This window comes from Glaciecola punicea ACAM 611, assembly GCF_000252165.1.
Taxonomy (GTDB): Bacteria; Pseudomonadota; Gammaproteobacteria; order Enterobacterales; family Alteromonadaceae; genus Glaciecola; species Glaciecola punicea.
The window spans coordinates 1-19,202 of the sequence record NZ_BAET01000019.1 but is presented as its reverse complement, the minus strand read 5'-3'; the positions used below and the strand labels follow the sequence as shown (position 1 = coordinate 19,202).

The 19,202-nt window shown below is 43.6% G+C and carries 15 protein-coding genes; 10 read left to right on the top strand and 5 right to left on the bottom strand.

Annotated features, from left to right (window positions below; all coding sequences use genetic code 11):
• The first annotated feature begins 187 nt into the window (after positions 1-187).
• Complete coding sequence (locus tag GPUN_RS14470) at positions 188-361, top strand: hypothetical protein (protein ID WP_006005512.1); 174 nt, start codon at positions 188-190, stop codon at positions 359-361.
• A 27-nt stretch (positions 362-388) separates the two neighbouring features.
• On the opposite strand, the gene mnmH is transcribed toward GPUN_RS14470, so the two are convergent.
• From mnmH to GPUN_RS14730, 3 genes are all read right to left on the bottom strand, one after another.
• Positions 389-1,516, bottom strand: a complete 1,128-nt coding sequence (gene mnmH / locus GPUN_RS08270) for a tRNA 2-selenouridine(34) synthase MnmH (protein ID WP_040520717.1) — start codon at positions 1,514-1,516, stop codon at positions 389-391.
• The gene (gene selD, locus GPUN_RS08265; RefSeq protein WP_006005508.1) at positions 1,513-2,565 is read right to left on the bottom strand and encodes a selenide, water dikinase SelD; all 1,053 of its coding nucleotides are present in this window, start codon (positions 2,563-2,565) and stop codon (positions 1,513-1,515) included. The genes mnmH and selD overlap by 4 nt, the downstream gene beginning before the upstream one ends.
• A 104-nt stretch (positions 2,566-2,669) precedes the next feature.
• Positions 2,670-2,792 (bottom strand): hypothetical protein, encoded by a 123-nt coding sequence (locus GPUN_RS14730; RefSeq protein ID WP_006005506.1) that lies wholly within the window; start codon positions 2,790-2,792, stop codon positions 2,670-2,672.
• Positions 2,793-3,042: 250 nt separating this feature from the next.
• Here GPUN_RS14730 and speA point away from each other — a divergent pair, with 250 nt between their 5' ends.
• Positions 3,043-5,004, top strand: a complete 1,962-nt coding sequence (speA, locus tag GPUN_RS08260) for a biosynthetic arginine decarboxylase (protein WP_006005505.1) — start codon at positions 3,043-3,045, stop codon at positions 5,002-5,004.
• Between the two features lie 31 nt (positions 5,005-5,035).
• Here the strand turns inward: speA and GPUN_RS08255 are convergent, their stop codons facing one another.
• Entirely contained in the window at positions 5,036-6,235 is a 1,200-nt protein-coding gene (locus GPUN_RS08255; RefSeq protein WP_006005503.1) for a serine hydrolase domain-containing protein, read from the bottom strand.
• A 124-nt stretch (positions 6,236-6,359) separates the two neighbouring features.
• Between GPUN_RS08255 and GPUN_RS14835 the strand changes: the two genes are divergently transcribed.
• The 7 genes from GPUN_RS14835 to GPUN_RS08225 all read left to right on the top strand — a co-directional run bounded on the left by GPUN_RS14835 (position 6,360) and on the right by GPUN_RS08225 (position 13,032).
• The gene (locus tag GPUN_RS14835; protein WP_141567259.1) at positions 6,360-6,464 is read left to right on the top strand and encodes an Ada metal-binding domain-containing protein; all 105 of its coding nucleotides are present in this window, start codon (positions 6,360-6,362) and stop codon (positions 6,462-6,464) included.
• Positions 6,465-6,472: 8 nt separating this feature from the next.
• The gene (locus GPUN_RS08250) at positions 6,473-7,381 is read left to right on the top strand and encodes an AlkA N-terminal domain-containing protein (protein WP_051987326.1); all 909 of its coding nucleotides are present in this window, start codon (positions 6,473-6,475) and stop codon (positions 7,379-7,381) included.
• A gap of 36 nt (positions 7,382-7,417) precedes the next feature.
• Positions 7,418-7,963 (top strand): methylated-DNA--[protein]-cysteine S-methyltransferase, encoded by a 546-nt coding sequence (locus GPUN_RS08245; RefSeq protein ID WP_006005499.1) that lies wholly within the window; start codon positions 7,418-7,420, stop codon positions 7,961-7,963.
• Positions 7,964-8,029: 66 nt separating this feature from the next.
• Positions 8,030-8,917: a DMT family transporter gene (locus tag GPUN_RS08240; RefSeq protein WP_006005496.1), complete on the top strand. Its 888-nt coding sequence runs from the start codon at positions 8,030-8,032 to the stop codon at positions 8,915-8,917.
• A 126-nt stretch (positions 8,918-9,043) separates the two neighbouring features.
• On the top strand, positions 9,044-10,420 hold the full coding sequence (glmU, locus tag GPUN_RS08235) for a bifunctional UDP-N-acetylglucosamine diphosphorylase/glucosamine-1-phosphate N-acetyltransferase GlmU (protein WP_006005494.1): 1,377 nt from the start codon (positions 9,044-9,046) through the stop codon (positions 10,418-10,420).
• A gap of 7 nt (positions 10,421-10,427) precedes the next feature.
• Positions 10,428-12,266 (top strand): glutamine--fructose-6-phosphate transaminase (isomerizing), encoded by a 1,839-nt coding sequence (gene glmS, locus GPUN_RS08230; RefSeq protein ID WP_006005492.1) that lies wholly within the window; start codon positions 10,428-10,430, stop codon positions 12,264-12,266.
• 397 nt (positions 12,267-12,663) lie between these two features.
• Complete coding sequence (locus GPUN_RS08225) at positions 12,664-13,032, top strand: serine hydrolase (RefSeq protein ID WP_006005490.1); 369 nt, start codon at positions 12,664-12,666, stop codon at positions 13,030-13,032.
• Positions 13,033-13,280: 248 nt separating this feature from the next.
• Here the strand turns inward: GPUN_RS08225 and GPUN_RS08220 are convergent, their stop codons facing one another.
• Complete coding sequence (locus GPUN_RS08220) at positions 13,281-15,920, bottom strand: TonB-dependent receptor plug domain-containing protein (RefSeq protein WP_238528961.1); 2,640 nt, start codon at positions 15,918-15,920, stop codon at positions 13,281-13,283.
• Between the two features lie 778 nt (positions 15,921-16,698).
• On the opposite strand from GPUN_RS08220, the gene GPUN_RS08215 reads away from it, so the two are divergent.
• A complete protein-coding gene (locus GPUN_RS08215) occupies positions 16,699-18,357 on the top strand; it encodes an amidohydrolase (protein WP_238528960.1) in 1,659 nt (552 codons plus the stop codon).
• Positions 18,358-19,202: the final 845 nt, after the last annotated feature.

The following is a 19,202-nucleotide window of genomic DNA, read 5'->3' as shown; positions in this document are numbered from 1 at the left end:
CATGTAAAATGGCAGCGGTAACTAAAAAGGCAAGCATTAACATGCTTGCCTTTTTTATGGCTAGAAATATTTAAGGTGCATACAGTTCATGCAATGCTTTAATCACGTTGATGCAATAAATGTTTGAGCCATACAGCATTGGCGAACGTAAACATTTACATAAATAATTAAACGGAAGGTATCATTCATGCAAAAAGCTCTTAAATTAGTTGCCACAGTGGCCGCATTTGTGGCAATTGCTTATATCGTTTTTTTGGCAGGCGATTTAGCGATGTCTCGTCCTCTACTTGCACTAATACCGGTGGCGGTATTGCTTTTCAGCGTGGTAGTGTATGTTCGCATTAAAGATAAACAAGACTAATTGGTTTTATTAGTTCTACCAACTGCGCTATTCATAGTGCTGCTGTAACCAATGAACTATGGCGCTGTAGTTACCTTTGAACACAATTCGGTCTTTGCGCTTTTTTAGTTGATAAAGGTACATAGGGTCGTAGTAGTCAACAGTGATTGCGTGCAACCAGTGCTGGTGGCTGCTAAAAGCGTCTGCATGCTGATGTTTAATGGCCGCCTTCATCAGCGCCATTATTTCTTTGCTGCGCTGACTGCCGAGGCGTTTGTTTAGTCTTTGCAAGCTATCTGTTAAATAGTCTGAAAATGCCTGTTCAGCGCGCTGTTGGTAGTTTTCAGGATTTATACATTTGTGATGCGCAAGGGTGTCTGCATAGCGCTGTACAACATATTCTTGCAAGAGCTTTTCGATGCGTTGCTCCAACGGCACTTCAAGCACAATTATATCGCTGACGGCCATGGTCATATTAAGCGTTTCTGGCAAGTGAATGCCGCCAATGTTGCGGCTTTCATCTTCTAATATTATGCGCTGTCCCGGATTGTTTTCACGCATATTTAGCAGCGATAGAATAAGTGAGTGTTCAAAATTTATTTGCATAGGCTGCTGGTTTAAAGGCCGCCCAAAGCTTGAGCCTTTGTGGTTGGCATGACCTTCAAGATCGAGGCTGTTTGGCAGCATTTTGAGAATGTCGGTTTTACCTGTGCCGGTCATGCCCGACAAAACTGTGAAGCGCTGTTGCGCACAGGCCTTTTCTAAATAATCCAGTAAATATGCACGCAGAGATTTAAAACCGCCGTCTACGCGCGCGCAATCAAGCCCACTTTCCTTTAGCCACTGTTGGCTAAGCTGCGAACGCAAACCACCGCGAGCGCAGTACATTATTGCATTTGGATGCTGGCTTAAAAACTGCTGCCATGCCTTCACTCTTGCATGCTTAGCGTCGCCATTTACTAGCTGGTGGCCAAGTTCAATGGCTGCCTGCTGTCCGTGCTTTTTATAACAAATACCGATAAGCCGGCGTTCCTCATCATTTATGAACGGCAAATTAACCGAAAACGGTAGGGCGCCTTTTGCAAATTCGACCGGCGCTCGCAGGTCGATCATGGGAGTCTGTTGTAGCAAAAGTGTTTTATATGCAGTACTTGTTACTAAATCCGTTTTATTCAAATCATTACCTCAATTAACGGATGTGGGTCGTTTACGCTTATTTCTTGTAAATAGCCAATCGCTTCATAATAACAACCGGCTTGTGTCAGTAAGTTTTTAGCTTCGCCTAGCGCTTTTGGCGCGATAGCCACAAGTAGTCCACCGCTGGTTTGTGGGTCGCATAGCAGCGCCTGCGTAATGGCATCTATTTGTGATATGTGCTGGTGTATGCTGTCCCAGTTACGCTGGCTGCCGCCTGACACACAGCCTTGCTTTATATAGTCATATATAGCGCTATCTAATATTGGTACTGCGCGGCTATTAACGGTGGCTTTAAGGCGGCTGCCTTGACATATTTCTAATAAGTGACCAAGTAAGCCAAAACCTGTCACGTCGGTCATTGCGTTTACGCCATTGAGGCTGCCAAGCTTCTCGCCAATGGTATTTAGCTGCATCATGCTGTTAACCGCCAAGCGGCTGTGCATGGCTTTGAGCTTGCCTTGTTTTTCAGCCGTGGTGAGAATACCTACGCCCAGTGGTTTAGTTAAGAAAAGGTGGTCACCAGCTTTGGCAGAACAGTTTCTTTTCATATGCGCTAATTTTACGCGACCGGTAACGGCTAGGCCAAATATGGGCTCGGGTGAATCAATTGAATGACCACCTGCTAGCTGTATGCCCGCTTCTTGGCAGGTGTGCCTGGCGCCGTCTATGACGCGCTGAGCAATGTCGGGTCCAAGGCTTTTAGTCGGCCAGCCGAGTATCGCAATAGCCATAATGGGTGTGCCGCCCATGGCATATACATCGCTAATAGCGTTAGTGGCTGCCACTTTACCAAATTCGAAAGCATCATCAACAATGGGCATAAAAAAGTCGGTGGTGCTAATAATGCCACTGCCATCGCCTAAGTCATACACTGCCGCGTCGTCTTTTGTGCTGTTGCCTACGAGTAACTTAGGATCGGGCGTGGGCACAAAATCTGTCTTTAGAAACTGTTCGAGTAGGTTTGGGGCAATTTTACAGCCGCAGCCTGCGCCGTGACTAAATTGTGTTAAACGTATTTTATCTGACATGCACTACTGACTTTAAGGAACAAGTGCATAGAGTACTTGTTTTGCGCGCTTAAATCATAGTTAATGCGTAAAAGAGCACTGTAAACAAATCTTTAGGTTTATCCTCAAGGAGTAGGGTTAAGCTCATTTACCCATAAAATACTTTCATCTTTGAAAATTTTGACTGCTGAAGCGGTAAGGCTATAGAATTCGCCCGTGCCGTTTTGCGTGTAAACTGCTTTATTCATTTTAGCGTTAAGACTTATGCGCTTAAAAACACGGTTGCTGTTAGGTCTTACATCACGCTATAAGACCATTACAATTGGCGTAAGGTATATTATTTACGTAATTTTACATTTGGCGTTTAATTTACGGTACAAAAGCACTAAATTATCATTTCGTTTAGACTAATTGATAGATATAATCGTAACATACACCTTATTCATATTACATCTGTAAAGTCTTTCATTCTTGCCATCTCAATAGGTCAATTCATTAATGCAAAAAAAGTATACTGAACAAAACGCGCCCTTACTTGGTTCTGCCCAAAACTGGTCTATTGCTGATGCCGAGCGCACCTATGGCGTGTCAAGCTGGGGCGGCGGCTATTTTAAAATTGGCGAGAACGGCAACATACATGTGGTACCCGATCAAAATAAAAGCGACACAAAAATAGACTTTGCCTCGGTACTTAAAGAAATTAACGACGAAAATGTTCAATTCCCGGTGGTGGTGCGGTTTCATGACGTATTGCGTTCTCAGGTTGTGAGCCTAAACGAAGCGTTTAACGACGTTATAAAAGAAGCTAACTACACCGGCAGATATAACGGCGTTTACCCGATAAAAGTAAACCAAATGCGCGAAGTGGTAGAGGAGATTGTAGATGCCGGTGCGCCATATGACTTTGGGTTAGAGGCTGGTTCAAAACCAGAACTGCTCGCGGTACTGGCGTACAATACAAATGCCAACTCATTAACGATATTAAATGGTTATAAAGACGAAGAATTTATAAAGTTAGCGCTATTAGGGCGCAAACTGGGCCGAAAAGTGGTGGTGGTAATTGAAAAGTTCAGTGAGCTAGCCATGCTTGTTAAAATTAGTAAAGAGCTAGATATAGAGCCTATTATAGGTCTGCGCAGTAAAATGCGCAGTAAAGGTCAGGGTCGCTGGGTGGGTTCAAGCGGCGATAGAGCTAAATTTGGTTTAACTATTTCTGAGTTAATCAAAGGCGCGCGTTATTTAGAATCGCAAGGGATGGGGCATACGCTTAAGCTTTTACATTTTCATATTGGCAGCCAGCTTCCCGACATACGCGCGATTAAAGACGCGGTGAATGAAAGCGCGCGCATTTACGCCGAACTGCACAAGCTAGGCTTTAAGTTAGAATATGTGGATGTAGGCGGCGGTTTAGGCATCGATTACGACGGCAGCCAGTCTACCAACGATTCATCGCGCAATTATAGCCTGCGCGAGTATGTGGCTGACGTAGTTTACGGTCTGCGAGAAATGTGCGACCTAGAAGGCGTGCCTCACCCGAATATCGTGTCTGAAAGCGGGCGCGCAATCACCGCTCATCATAGCTGTGTTATTACTGAGGTGGTGGGTGAAATTAAACCCGAAGGCGTCGACCTTGATACAGTTGCCACCGAAAATGAACATGTTTTACTAAAGAACATGCGCTATTTGCACGAGTCTTTATCTGAGAACGATAATTATCAAGAGGTATTTAACGACGCCTCTCGGTGGAAAGAACAGGCCTCTCAGGCCTTCAGTTTACGTGTAATAGGCATGGAAGAGCTAGGCAAAATTGAAACACTTTATTGGCAAATATTACGTTTCGTGCATGCTTACTATCAGCAAGCTGACTTCGTACCAGAAGAAATGCAAGATCTTGACTATGCATTGTCGTCGCAATATTTGTGTAACTTTTCTGTGTTTCAGTCAGCGGTAGACAGCTGGGCTATTGGCCAACTATTACCCGTTGCGCCGCTCACAAACCTGCATAAAGCGCCCGTAAAAAACTGCTCCTTGGTAGATATTACCTGCGACAGTGACGGTAAAATAGACCGCTTTGTAGTTGATCACGTCTTAGGTAAAGTATTGCCACTACCTGAACTAAAAACAGATGAAAAGTGTTATTTAGGCATATTTTTGACCGGCGCATATCAAGACGTAATGGGCGACATGCATAATCTGTTTGGGCGCTTAAATGAGGTACACGTATTTAGCCTTGAAGACGATCCAGAGAAGTTTTATATTGAAGAAGTGATTAAAGGGACTACCGTTGAGCAAGTCTTATCGATAATGCAGTATCACCCAAGCGCCATGGCACTTGACGTGAAAAAGACCATAGATAAAGAGGTAGCCCTAGGTAAAATCAAGCCACGCGAAGGCGTGAAATGGACTGACTTTTACGAAGAATGCTTAGGCGGTTATACTTACCTAAGAACTGAAAAGTAATGGCGAATATTTATACCTAATACATTTTTCGTTAATGACTAATAACTTGCGCGGTCTTGTTTTTTTCATCATCTTTATGAATAACAGCTTGCTCCCAAAACTTTGCGCTTATGGTGTTGATGAGGTTGCTTTCGGCATTCATTAAAATGGCAATGCCGGTTTCAAGCGTGGGTGAAAACGCGACATCGGCCCTGTATCCTTGCACCCAGCCGCCGTGATAATTTACGTCGATGCCTTTAAAATTGTACACGCGCCAGCCTAAACCATAATGAGCCGTTATAAGGTGCTTTCGCCACTCGCGTCTGCCTAGCTCGTTTTTAGTTTCCACGCGTGGTAGTGTCATTTGCTCAACCATGGTGGCATTCACCACCTCTGGGTATTCTAAGAGCATGGCGCGTAGCCAAATTTCCATATCGCTAATACTGGCGTTTACCCCTGCGGCAGGTGAGAAGCGATAATAGTCCTCTTTTACCGCTACTTTTCGCCACTTGCTTCTAGACACTGCTGCATGGGGTTTAGCCCAGTTGCCAGAATTTTCAAGCGCAGTGCGGCCCACCGAAGACTTCATTTTAAGCGGGGTAAAAAGATCTTTGGACAGTTCTTGTGAAAAGGAAGAGTTCTGCGTTTTATAGTACTCTTCCAACACGCCAAAGAGGGCATTTTGATAGGTGTAGCAAAAGCCTGGCTTACAAATACTGTCTAATTTACCCATTTCTCGCAGTACTCGCGGGCGATTGTAGTTTGCCTCTATTAAATTGTCGTAAGCGTTAGGCATAAAGCCAGTCGACTGGCCTATAATATGGCGCAGCAATATAGGTTTGTCGTTAAAATTGTCAAACGTATACTCCGGCGTCAGTGTTGCTAAGGGTGACTGCCAATCGAGGGTTTTTTCACTGTTTTGTTTAGCAACGAGGGTTGCGGTGAAGGTTTTTGAGACCGACGCTAGTCTGAACTTCGTGTCTCTATTAATGGCAGTGCCACCGTGCTCAGTTAAACCATAGTATTTGAACTGCGCAGGCTGTCCCTTTTTGACTATAACGACCGCAAATCCGGGTATGTTGACTTTTTTGGCCTGCACAGCAAACGAATTAACGTAGTCATCTATCCAGTCGTTTTCGTTTACTTGAGCTGATGGCCTAAACACTACTAAAAGCAAGGTAAATGCTAACAGCAAAGACCAAGCTTGCTGTCTTGATAAACCTTGAATACTTTTTATAATGTATGGCGTCATAATACAACTCGTAATAACAGAAGCTAGAATAGGGCTGGCAGATTGATTATAAGTTCCGAAAACAAGGTGTTTTTATTTTGTGTTCGGGTACTATTTACGAAAGCTTACCATTTATTAGGCAAACATGTTAACAACACAAATATGTGAACAAGCTCGACTAGCGCGCGATCCCCGATTCGACGGTTTATTTTTCATTTTAGTGAAAACCACTAACAGGCAGGCAGTTTAAGTGAAAATGTGAGTATATTATTGACGTATAGGCCACCGTACAACTGGCCACAGCTGCGCGATTTTCTGGCCAAACGCCAAATACATGGCAATGAGCAAGTGCACGAAAATGGCTTTAGCAAAATTTTGTCAGTGGCAGATAAGCGCGGTGATGGGTCTAATGAGTACGTGCCGATAAAAGTCGACATTACTCATGCGGCCAAGCAAAACGGATTTTATTTAACCTTTAATGCAGCGCATTCTCGCCACACCTTAAGCATTACTAATACCATAAGACGAATGCTCGATTTAGATATTAATCCGCAGCTAATAGAAACGGGACTGCGTAATGCAGGCTTACCCGAAAATGAAATAGTCAGCGGGCTTCGTATTCCTGGCGTTGCGAGTGGGTTTGAAGCAGGGTGCAGGGCTATTTTGGGTCAGCAGGTGTCGGTGACGGCGGCGGTGAATAAAGTGAACCAGCTGCATGCGTTTTTTGCTGAGCAAAACGGGGTTTATGACCTTGTCTTTCGTTTCCCCACGCCTGATGAAGTGGCTAGTAATGACTTACTTTTTTTAAAGATGCCGGCGGCAAGGCGCCAGTCCCTCATTTCACTAGGAAAATTTTATCAGCATTGTGAGCCTTTGGCGGCGCTTGAAAATGATGAACCTAGTGATACTGCTGGGCTTACTAACACTGCTGAGCTTACTAACACTGCTGGGCTTATCAATATTAAAGGCATTGGGCCTTGGACGGTAAATTATGTGTTGCTGCGCGCGATTGGTGAAAGTGATATCTGGTTAGATACAGACCTGGTGATTAAACAACAACTCGCTAAGCGCCGCGAACAGGGCCGTGCCATAAATGCCGAGCTAGCTGCGCCGTGGCGCAGCTACTTAACGCTGAATTTATGGCGTTTAGCGGGGTTATCGCATTAGTATTTGGCGTAAAAAAATAATAAAGGGAGTAATATCTTGGCCGATAAACAAACCCAATTTAAGCAGTTAAGTAATATTCAATCAAGTAATATTAACAACGCACCTTGGCCGTTGCAAAACGAAGCAGTAGATGTTGGTGAATATGTTAGCCAAATTCATACGCCACAGGGTTATATTCAAATGCACGCTAACGCTAACGCCATTACCCGTATTGGGTTCGCAGATACCAGTATTTCAGAAAAACTAAACCCTATAAGCGAGCTTGCCAAAAGGCAAATGCTGGCATATTTAATGGGTAATTTAAAACAGTTTAACTTGCCACTTGCGCCTAAAGGCACCGGGTTTCAGCAATCGGTTTGGCAGCAGTTGCTTAAAATAGCGCATGGCCAGAACGCCAGTTATTCTCAAATCGCCACCGCGATCAACAATCCTAAAGCCTGCCGTGCAGTGGGCGCTGCAAATGGCAAAAATCCCATTGCAATTGTGATACCATGCCACCGCATTATAGGGGCTAACGGCAGTTTAACCGGTTATGCAGGTGGCTTGCCCCGAAAATCCTTTTTGCTTTCAGTAGAACGCTAAACAAAACAACGTTTTTCTAAGAACGTTTATATCATCAAAAATTAACACAGAGACACACTATTGAGAATGCAAGATTTCCTAGAGCTTTTGCTGCTAGGCGCTATTTGGGGCTCCTCGTTTATGCTCATAAAATGGGCTGCGCCCGAATTTGGTATTTTTGCGCTAGTAGAAGTGCGTGCTATTGGCGCGACTATACTGCTCATTCCCTTTGTTTTTTTGAAAGGACAGCAGCAAGATTTATTCAAGTATTGGCCGCAGCTATTGGTGGTTGGCCTACTTAACACCGCCATTCCATTTTGTTTGTTCAACTATAGCTTGTTGCATATTGAAGCAGGTTTAGCCGCAATTTTAAACGGCACCGCGCCCATGTTTGGCATGCTAGTGGCGTATTTGTTTTTAAAAGAAACCATAGGCTGGGTAGGTCTTGTTGGCGTACTAATGGGCTTTGCCGGCGTAGTGCTCATTAGTTATGCGCAGGCCACAAATGCAAACGCCAGCGTGTGGCCGGTGCTAGCAATATTGCTAGCTACTCTTTGCTATGGCATTGTGGCCAGCTACCTAAAACACAGTATGAGCCATGTGAAGCCCTTTGCAATTGCTGGCGGCAGTCAGTTCTTTGCGGCTTTGGTACTGGCACCATTTGCTATAATGAATTTGCCAGAGACGATGCCAAGCTCACGAGCACTTACCAGTGCATTATTATTGTCATTTGTATGCACAGGCTTTGCTTACGTACTTTATTTTGACCTTATTGCTAAAATTGGCCCTTCGCGTGCGCTTACTGTGGGGTACTTAGTGCCTTTATTTGGGGTGCTTTGGGGTTATATTATATTAAATGAAAGCTTAACGATTAAAGAACTAGCCGGTGGCGCTTTAGTGATAATTGGCGTTATGTTGGCCACTAATATTTTTTCTCGTTTCAAGCGCAAACCAAGCATTGTAATACACAAGTAAGGCCTTGACTTTTAAGGATCCTATACAAGTTTATAGGGGATTAACAATTTTAATAAAGTGTAAATAATTCTGACAATTACCTTCGGTTTTTGTACACTTTGCAATTTATATCTTCAAGGACAAATAATGGCACTGTCAGTTATCATTTTAGCCGCAGGGAAAGGGACTAGAATGAAGTCTAGCCTGCCGAAGGTTTTGCATAAAGTTGCGCACAAACCCATGGTTGAGCACATTATCGACAATGTATACGCGTTAGGCTGTAGCAACATTAATCTTGTCTACGGCCACGGCGGCGATTTGCTAAAAAGCGCGCTGGCGAAGCATAAGGTTAACTGGTGTTTGCAAGCCCAGCAGCTCGGCACTGGGCACGCTGTAATGCAGGCCATAAATAACGTTAACGATAATGACGATGTGTTAATTGTAGTGGGCGACGCCCCGCTTATTTCCACCACGACTTTACGCAATTTAGTAGACGTCAAAAAAGAAGCTGACTTAGCGCTGTTAACCGTTAATTTAGACGACCCAACCGGCATGGGCCGCATAGTGCGCGACCCTTCCAACCACAATAATATTACCGCCATAATCGAGCATAAAGACGCTAGTGATGAACAGCGCCTGATTAAAGAAGTAAATACCGGCATGATGATTATGCAAGGCCACGATTTAAAACGCTGGTTGGGCAACTTGTCTAGCGACAACGCACAAAACGAATACTACCTTACCGACGTAATTGCAATGGCGGCCAAAGAGGGCAGGCGTATAACAGCTGCGCACCCACAGTGGGATCGAGAAGTTGAGGGCGTGAATAATCGCGCTCAATTAGCCTCGCTTGAGCGCGCTTATCAATTACGCGAAGCAAACAACTTAATGATGCAGGGCGTGTCTTTAGCCGATCCGAGTAGAATTGATATACGCGGCAAGCTTAGTGTAGGTGAAGACGTATTTATTGACATAAACGCTATTTTTGAGGGTGAAGTGACTATTGGTAACAACGTGCGCATTGGTGCCAACTGCATATTGAAAAACTGTCATGTAGGCGATAATACCCATATAGAAGCGTATTCACTGCTTGAAAATGCTACCGTTGCCAACGATTGTAATGTTGGCCCCTATGCGCGCTTGCGTCCCGGCGCAGATCTGCACCAAGGCGCTAAAGTAGGCAATTTTGTGGAAATCAAAAAGGCGGTTATTGGCAAAGGCTCAAAAGTAAATCACCTAAGCTATATTGGTGATGCCATTATAGGCCAAAACGCGAATATAGGCGCGGGCACCATTACCTGTAACTATGACGGTATAAACAAATTTATTACCAAAATAGGCGACGGCGCATTTATTGGCTCAAATTCATCACTTGTTGCCCCCGTGATTATTAGCGCGGGTGCAACAATAGGCGCAGGCAGTACCATTACAAAAGCAGTTGAGAACGATCAGCTAGCCATTGCACGCAGCAAGCAAAAGAATATTTCAGGTTGGCAAAAGCCGACTAAACAAACTAAGGAATAACAATACCATGTGTGGAATAGTCGGAGCAGTTGCCGAGCGCAACGTTGTACAAATTTTATTGGAAGGCTTAAAGCGCCTTGAGTACCGTGGCTATGATTCAGCCGGTGTTGCCTTAGTAGATACAAACAACCACAACAAACTGTCGGTGGTGCGCCGCACAGGCAAGGTAATAGCGCTTGCCAACGCCATTAACGAGACCAACGGTTTAGGTACCATTGGGATTGCACATACCCGCTGGGCCACACACGGCGGCGTAACCGAAGCAAACGCCCACCCACATTCAAGTGAAGAACGCTTTGCGGTAGTTCACAACGGTATTATTGAAAACCATAAAAGCTTGCGCGACATGCTCACTCAAAAAGGTTTTACCTTCACCTCAGACACCGACACTGAAACCATTGCCCACAGCGTTGCCTTACATATGCAAAGCACTGACGATTTGTTAAGCGCGGTGCAAGCGGCGGTTAAATCATTCAAAGGTGCTTATGGCGCTGTGGTAATGGACCAAACTACGCCAGAAAAACTAGTCGTAGCGCGCTCAGGCAGCCCCCTTGTTATCGGTTTAGGCATTGGCGAAAACTTCTTAGCGTCAGACCAAATGGCTTTGCTGCCAGTAACGCGCCGATTCATCTTTTTAGAAGAAGGCGACGTGGCTGAAATTACTCGCACCAGCGTTAAAATTATAGACGGTAACGGCGATATTGTAGAGCGTGATGTTGTAGACAGCACCGTAGAGCACGACGCCGGCGATAAAGGTGGTTATCGCCACTACATGCTAAAAGAAATTCATGAGCAGCCGCTTGTATTGCGCAATGCCTTAAATGGCAGAGTAAGCAGCGAAGGCATAGCGCCTGGGATATTTGGTGAAGGTGCAGATGAGATTTTCAAGCAAACTAGCTATGTGAAAATTATCGCCTGCGGCACCAGTTACCACGCAGGCGTTACCGCTAAATATTGGCTAGAACAGTATGCAAACGTGCAGTGCGATGTTGAAATTGCCTCCGAATTTAGATACAGACGCTCTTACGTACCAGCCAACAGCTTGTTAATTACTATTTCACAGTCGGGCGAAACCGCCGACACGCTCGCCGCGCTTAAACTAGCTAAAGAAATAGGCTACATGTCGAGCTTGAGCATTTGTAACGTAGACGGGTCGTCGCTTGTTAGAGAATCGGCTTTGAGCTTTTTAACCCGAGCAGGCGCTGAAATTGGCGTTGCCTCTACCAAGGCCTTTACCACGCAGTTAGCAGCTTTGCTTATGTTGGTGCTGAGTATTGGCAAACATAAGAATATGGACCCGACAGTTTCGGCAAACATCGTAAAAGCGCTTGTGAGTTTACCCGCTAAGTTAGAGGAAACCCTAGCACTGGCAGGTGAGATTGAAAACCTAGCAGAAGAGTTTTCAGACAAGCAACACAGCCTGTTTTTAGGCCGAGGGGACCAATACCCCATCGCGATGGAAGGCGCACTTAAGCTTAAAGAAATTTCGTATATTCATGCTGAAGCCTATGCCTCGGGTGAGTTGAAGCATGGCCCGTTGGCGTTGATAGACGCCGATATGCCGGTGATAGTGGTTGCGCCTAACAATGAACTGTTAGAGAAGCTTAAGTCGAACGTGGAAGAAGTGCGTGCGCGTGGCGGTATTATGTATGTGTTTGCTGATAAAGAGGCGCATTTCGAGAGCGATGACACTATGCGCGTGGTGCAAGTACCTCACTGTATGGAGTCGGTGGCGCCTATTGTGTATACCATTCCGTTGCAGTTGTTGTCGTATTATGTGGCGTTGATTAAGGGGACTGATGTGGATCAGCCTAGGAATTTAGCGAAGTCGGTGACAGTGGAGTAGATTTAAAAATACCAAAAATGCTAGTGTGGGTGAACAATAAAGTTGTTACGTAGACAATAAAGTAGTTACTAAACCAATATAGTTGTTAACTTTTATAATCTAAATTTACTTTTGGGTGAAGATTTCAGCAGAGAAAGAGGCCAAACCTGCCGTTAATTTTTAAGTTATGACCGTCGCAAAAGTGCCAATTACCGTCATTGAGGCTTTCTTAAATTGAACTCATTTTTGCAACTAAACCGTTCCTCTGGTTTTTAGCTAAAAGGGCAAATACACAAGCTATAGCGGTCATTAGAGGATCATACTATATTTAGGTAAAAATCATTTTGAAAATGAAAATGAAAATGATTAGGCTAACATAAGTCATCCAAGTTATTGATAATTCTTTTTAATTATCCTTATGAAATCCATTCGCATTTTCTTATTTGGCCCCAGTCTATTTGCCGCTAATTTTTCTTATGTTCAGCAAAATGAGTTCAATCATGCATCGCAGAATGAACCAGCGCAAACTGGTCAAAGCGTAACGAATCAAAAAAAGCCTGCTAAAGCGATTGGAGATTTAGATAAAACGCTCAACCGTATTCTTAAAACCAATGGCATTACCGGTATGAGCTACGCCATTATCGATTCACAAGGAAATTCCTTTACCAATGGTTTAGGGTTAGCAAAACTCGAAGGAAAAGTCTCTGCAACTGCCGATACTATTTTTCGTATAGGCTCTAACTTCAAAAATATTTGTAGATTTGGCTGCTTTAAAATCAGTAGATGAGAGCAAGCTCGATTTGCAAGCATCACTATGCACCTAAACCGAAGCATTTCAGCGTATCGTTGAGTTAAATTCTCATTATCATTATTAATATGATCTTGATGACTGCGTTTACGTCCAGATCCTTCGTCATATAACGTGCAGCATCGGTGTCTTCCTATAAACTAATTACCATGCAAGGCGAAAGCGTGCTAATAAAAAAAGCCACTCGTTCTTGCACGAGTGGCTTTATAACAATACAACTGGATTACCTAATAGGTGAATCGAGCTTGCAAGTACCAAGAGCCGCCGTTAAAACCAAATGGACTTGACTCTGAATACAACTCCCCCGAACCTCCTGCACCAGGATTTTTCTCAGGATAGGCATCAAGAAGATTATCTGCACCGAGCACAAATTCGAGCTGTTCGCTGAATTGATAGGCAACTTGCGCATCAATTAGTACTTGTGCACCAACTCCATTCACACCATTTCCAGTATCATCCCATCCGCCATAATAATTTGCGCGTAATAACGTTCTGATATTCCCTTCGGTGTGCGACCACGATACGTTAGCTCGCGTATTCGGTAGCAAATCCTCAATTGCTGCAACTCGCCCTGCACCGATAGGATTGACTGTTCCAACACTATCAACTTCAGTCTTGTTATAGTTGGCCGCAACGGTGACTCTAGAATCACCACCCCACAAATCAAACGAGATATTACCAACAACATCTACGCCTGTTGTTGTGGTGCCAAAGCTGTTAGAGAAAAATCTAAATTGTGATAGATCATCTAGCCCAACAAATTGCTGACGATCGATAATACCTTGTGCATCTAGGCTGGTTAACGCCTCGGATACTGTTTCAAAGTTAGTTCCTGATGGAGCAGCAAATGTGAGTGCTTCAAGAAAGTCTACATTAGCGCCAAGAGCAACTCGGTCAGTTAACTCAATATTGTAATAATCAATCGTCCAAGTCGAACCTGCGAGGTTAAAGCCGACCCCAATTGCAAAGTTTTGAGCATCCTCTGTTCCAAGTTCTGGTCGGCCATTTCCTAAACTTTCTATAAAGTTAGACGCTAACTGCCCCGCCGCCGAAGAAAGCGGCAAAGTACCTTGATCGATAAGTACGCCCTGAACGTTTTGCGTAGTTACATTCGTTATGTTGGCTTGACCCGCAGTTGGAGCATGGAATCCAGAAGAGATCGCTCCACGAATTCTAAAGTCATCACTAAAATGATAAATACCGGCAATTTTATAATCTGTAGTATTTCCAAATTCACTAAAATCTTCAGCTCTGACAGCAACTGCAAGCGTTACCTTTTCAGTAATGTCAGATTCAACATCAATATAAAAAGCAGTACTGTCTTGAGATGCAGATGTATCTGCTGGAAAACCACCGAAGCCATTCGAGCTTGATGAAAATCCCTGACTAGCTAATGGACCAAGTGCATAAGAAGCTTCGTCACCAGCAAACAGATCAAACTCTTCTTCTCTATATTCTGTACCAAAAGCGATGTTTACGTCCGATTCGAGACCAGCATCAACCCGATATACGAAGTCTAGCTTAAATTGGGTTTCAGTTTGTTCTTGACCACCCGGTACAAAATCTCTAGGCGTAGCAGGACCAAGAGAAGCATTAATGGTATTTCGAATGAAGAAATCGGTTTTGTTCGAACCGCGCTGAGCACTCGCGTCATAAAATAAACCGGTGCCTATCTTAAGTTCGCCACGAATACCGACGGCAATAGCCATATCTTCGTTGTTACCACCGAACCTAGGCACAAATCCACCCGGAATAGTGTTAATAAATGAGAAGCAGTTATCGTCAGCAGCTACCTGTGCAAGAAAATTTGGGTCAGGGAACACATTGCCTTCGCCACCAATAGGGATACCTGCAATACAAGAGCCACCAACACCAAGACCATCAAGGTCACCTACTAACACAGAGTGAACTCCGTCAGGATCAGCAAGGCCAGTTAATGGGTCAACTCTTGGGCCTCTGTAAACGCCTCCTCGCTGATTTCCATCAGTGACGGGGTTACGGTAAAAGAAACCACCGGTGACTTCTCTCTCACCGTAGTTACCAAACATGTAAACTTCTGCAGCTTCACTAATTTCGAATGCCGAGTTAATAAAGAACTTTATGTCCCCCTCCACATCCGGTTGGCCCCAGTACTGTGGGACATCGCCTGTGTAATTATTCATTGTTTGAAAATTAAAAGCTGGTGTGTAACCGGCAGAAACCATCGCGGCAACATCGTCTCGCACAACCGACCTTACTGTCCCTTCGACATCTCTTATTTCAGCGGTCAAGCTTACAAAACCAGTATCACCAAGGGGTAATCCGGCGTTTGCGGATAGCGTATAGTTATTACCGTCACCCTCATAAGTAGAACCATAGCGTGTTGAAACTTCAAAGCCTTCTGAATTATCTTTTAAGATAAAGTTAATGACTCCTGCGATAGCGTCTGAACCATACTGTGAAGATGCACCATCTCGCAACACTTCAACCTGTTTTATTGCCATTGATGGGATTGCAGAGATATCGACCCCTTGAGCTCCATCAGAAATACCACCGCCAAGGAAAGAAATTATAGAGCCTCTGTGACGACGTTTTCCGTTCACTAGCACTAAGACGTTATCCGGAGAAAGTCCGCGCAGGTTTGCTGGTCTTACAATCGTTGCTGCATCACTAATTGGTTGGGTGTTAATATCGAAAGAAGGGATTGCCGTACGCAACATATCTTGGATATCAGACGAAGAATTTATACGCAATTCATCGCCGCTTATTATATCTACAGGAACAGGTGAATCAGCCGCCGAACGGTCCATCATTCTAGTTCCGGTTACAATCACTTTCTCGACGGTACTTTCTTGTTGAGCCGATACTTGAATTGGCAGTGTAGCCATCAGTGCAACTGAAATCGCTATCGCAATTTCGTTCCTTTTCTTAAGCTTACTCTTTTTGTGGGCCATAATTATCATATATTTTTCTCTATTTATTAGGGTAAAAAGCTAAAAAGCTAAAAAACCGTCGTAGTGCCAAGCAAATAGTCTTGGCGAATTCTGTAGCAAATTAATAGTGTTTGCTGTATCCAAATAATGTTTGGTTGTCTGTTGACCTATACTAGGCGCTTGTTTTAAGTCGTCTCAGTATCGCAAATAGGCAATTTGGAAATGTATAATTGTTCTTTCACTCCTAAATTCTAAGCAAGCGTTTAGTTTCATTACAAATAAGCCTCGATTTGTGTCATTGCGTTATTAATTTACAACAAAGAGACTATTTTAAGTTGTAAATCTGCGACAATTAAGCGCACAGACGTAAAAATTAAAGCATTATCTTTGCCAACTTGTTATTTTATATTTTTTATATGTAAATCAATAAACTGTACACTAAAATACAGATTTAAGTTATGTATGCACTGCGTGAACTGCACTGCAATATACTAATTGCACCAATAAAGAGCAAGATTTTACTTGGAAACTCTAAAGTCGTCGAGCACATTAATATCAAAGCTGTTTATTTTTGCTTGTATGTTTTCTATACTCTAAGAATCAAAACGCAAAATACATAAATTTGGATCGAGAGCAGATTATTGTTATTTAAAAAATAGGTCAGTAGGAGGAAAATTTGTTGTACAAAAATAACCTAACATTACTAAGTTTACTTGGGCTTAGTTTGACGTTGGTGTCATGCGCTAAAATTGATGTCGCTGCATCAGCAACATCTTCAAAATGCATTCGTGCTGATATGGTGCTTTACAACACCAAAATTTATACTGCAAATGAGGCGCAGTGGACAGCTGAAGCAACAGCAATATTGGGCGATAAAATTATATTTGTGGGAACAAACGCAAAGGCTGTCAACTATATGTGCGGTGGTGCACAGATAATGAACATGGCTGGGAAATATGTTTACGCAGGTTTTACCGATAGTCACCAGCACGTGGAAGGTGTCGGACAGCGGCCAAAAACGTTAAGCCTTTTTGGTATTAACTCACTGAAAGAAACTGTCAACGCCATTGAAGCCTTTTCAGTAACAGTGCCTGCAAATGAATGGGTACAAGGGCGTGGCTGGATTGAACGAGAATGGATAGATGAAAAAAGATTTCTTAGCAAACATGACGTTGATTCATTTACCGCGGATAAGCCTCTATTTATGCCACGTGCGGACGGTGTGTCAGCCCTTGTTAATTCCAAAGCACTCGAGCTTGCAGGCATTACTAAAGATTCTCTTGATCCACTTGGAGGTAAGTTTGAGCGTGACGTAGACGGCTCGCCCAACGGTTATATCCTAGCTTCGGCAATGGATATTTTTCGAGACATTATCCCGCTAAAAACACGTGACTATAAAAAAGACAGTTTGGTACAAGGAATGTTTGAGAACGCTAAGGTTGGCTGGACAAACACTCAAGACGCTGGCATGCCCTACGTCAACGTTGAAATAATAAAAGAGATACAAGCAGAAGGAAATATGGCTACCCGTATTTACGCGGCAGCAAATGTTATAGAGGCGTCAACAATGCTTAAGCGTGGACGTGAGACAACCCCCGACAATATGTTCGATTTACGCGGTATTAAAGTCTATATCGATGGCACACTTGGTTCGCGCGGCGCCGCACTTCTTGAAAATTATGCAGATGCTGAACATAATGGGTTTATGAACCGCACCACGAAAGATGAACTTGACCCGATTTTACGTGAGGCATTACGTAAAGGTATTCAGATTCAAACCCACGTAATTGGGGATCGAGCCGTTCGGGCAGTATTAGATTGGTATGAAGAAGCCTTCAGTGCTGTGCCAAAATCTGAATGGGCCGTGGCTGACCCAAGATGGAGACTTGAACACGTGCAAATTATTCCCGCTCAAGACCAAGCACGCCTTGTTAGTCTTGGTATTCTTCCATCCATGCAAGCAAGTCATGGTATCGGTGACCTTAACTTTGCGCCAGATAGACTTGGTCCTGACCGTCTTGGTTATGCTTACCCATGGCAGCAATTGGTTGATCGCGGATTGATGATACTTGGAGGATCTGATGCGCCAGTGGAACTTGGTGATCCACGAATTGAGTTTTACGCGGCAGTCACTCGTAAAAGGCTTGACGGAACATCAGGCGAAGGATGGCATCCGGAACTCGCAGTAAACCGCGAAACAGCCCTTAAGATGTTCACCATTTGGCCTGCCTATGGTGCATTTCAAGAAGATATTCGTGGCTCCGTAGAAGTGGGAAAATATGCTGATTTTACAATATTTGACCGTGATTTGCTTACTGTTCCAGAAGCAGATATTTTGACATCAGAAAACCTAATGACCATTGTAGGTGGAAAAATTACTTACCAAAAATAGAGGCGACATGGTCGCTAATATCGAAGCTAAGTAGAAAATGAGAGCGAACTATCGATTATGATACTGAAATTAAAATGGAGAGTAGCCACAATACTCAGATGAGTTTACGTATGTTTGGTAAAAGTCCAGCAGAACCTATGCTCGCAATGTGCATCCGATATTATGAAGAGGTATAAAACTGTGGCAACGGCAATATGCTAGCCATTGCGCCGAGTCCAAAAGAAAAATTTGATGAAATGTATTAGCCTTGCGTGCAACTGGTTACGGCAAGCCTAGATAACGTCTATACTGCGTATTTCTGTGATATTACTACGTTTCGTTACAGGTGGCTTTTGAGTAGGATGATGTTTATCAGGAGGAAGTTACACTTATTTTGGTTGAAATGACAACTGTCAATTTCTTACGTTGGTAGTCTATTGGTACAAGAACATTGAGAGTCTTATGCGAACGTTCCTCTCATGAAATGACGGTTAAACGTGCTCAATCCAATGTTGGGAACTAAAAAAGCGTTCAAGTCGCTTTGTTCTGACATTAGAGCGTATAAACCAAGCTGATTCGCGATTATACCCTCGTGCTTGCGCCGCATAGCGGCATGTTCCCCTAAAGAGCCTTGGAATAAAACAAGCTTATTGAATAGCAGTCACCGTTGAAACTTCAACAAATTTGGGTTATACATATAAGCAACTATGTGCTTTGATAATTTTGATTCTAAAATGGAAATTTTTATTTACTTAAGGCACTTGATTTTGACCGTATCAAGATTTTAAAAAATACTAAAAAACTAGGACGTGTTGATCTTTGTAGTATAAAAATAAGCGGCATGTAAATAAGGTATAATTAACTCC

What these genes read in the sequence shown, in the direction of transcription:
- GPUN_RS08240 (WP_006005496.1), top strand. Translation starts at nt 8,030, where the DNA reads ATGCAAGATTTCCTAGAGCTTTTGCTGCTAGGCGCTATTTGGGGCTCC.
- glmU (WP_006005494.1), top strand. Translation starts at nt 9,044, where the DNA reads ATGGCACTGTCAGTTATCATTTTAGCCGCAGGGAAAGGGACTAGAATG.
- glmS (WP_006005492.1), top strand. Translation starts at nt 10,428, where the DNA reads ATGTGTGGAATAGTCGGAGCAGTTGCCGAGCGCAACGTTGTACAAATT.
- speA (WP_006005505.1), top strand. Translation starts at nt 3,043, where the DNA reads ATGCAAAAAAAGTATACTGAACAAAACGCGCCCTTACTTGGTTCTGCC.
- GPUN_RS08225 (WP_006005490.1), top strand. Translation starts at nt 12,664, where the DNA reads ATGAAATCCATTCGCATTTTCTTATTTGGCCCCAGTCTATTTGCCGCT.
- GPUN_RS08255 (WP_006005503.1), bottom strand. Translation starts at nt 6,235, where the DNA reads ATGACGCCATACATTATAAAAAGTATTCAAGGTTTATCAAGACAGCAA.
- GPUN_RS08220 (WP_238528961.1), bottom strand. Translation starts at nt 15,920, where the DNA reads ATGGCTACACTGCCAATTCAAGTATCGGCTCAACAAGAAAGTACCGTC.
- GPUN_RS14730 (WP_006005506.1), bottom strand. Translation starts at nt 2,792, where the DNA reads ATGAATAAAGCAGTTTACACGCAAAACGGCACGGGCGAATTCTATAGC.
- selD (WP_006005508.1), bottom strand. Translation starts at nt 2,565, where the DNA reads ATGTCAGATAAAATACGTTTAACACAATTTAGTCACGGCGCAGGCTGC.
- GPUN_RS14835 (WP_141567259.1), top strand. Translation starts at nt 6,360, where the DNA reads ATGTTAACAACACAAATATGTGAACAAGCTCGACTAGCGCGCGATCCC.
- GPUN_RS14470 (WP_006005512.1), top strand. Translation starts at nt 188, where the DNA reads ATGCAAAAAGCTCTTAAATTAGTTGCCACAGTGGCCGCATTTGTGGCA.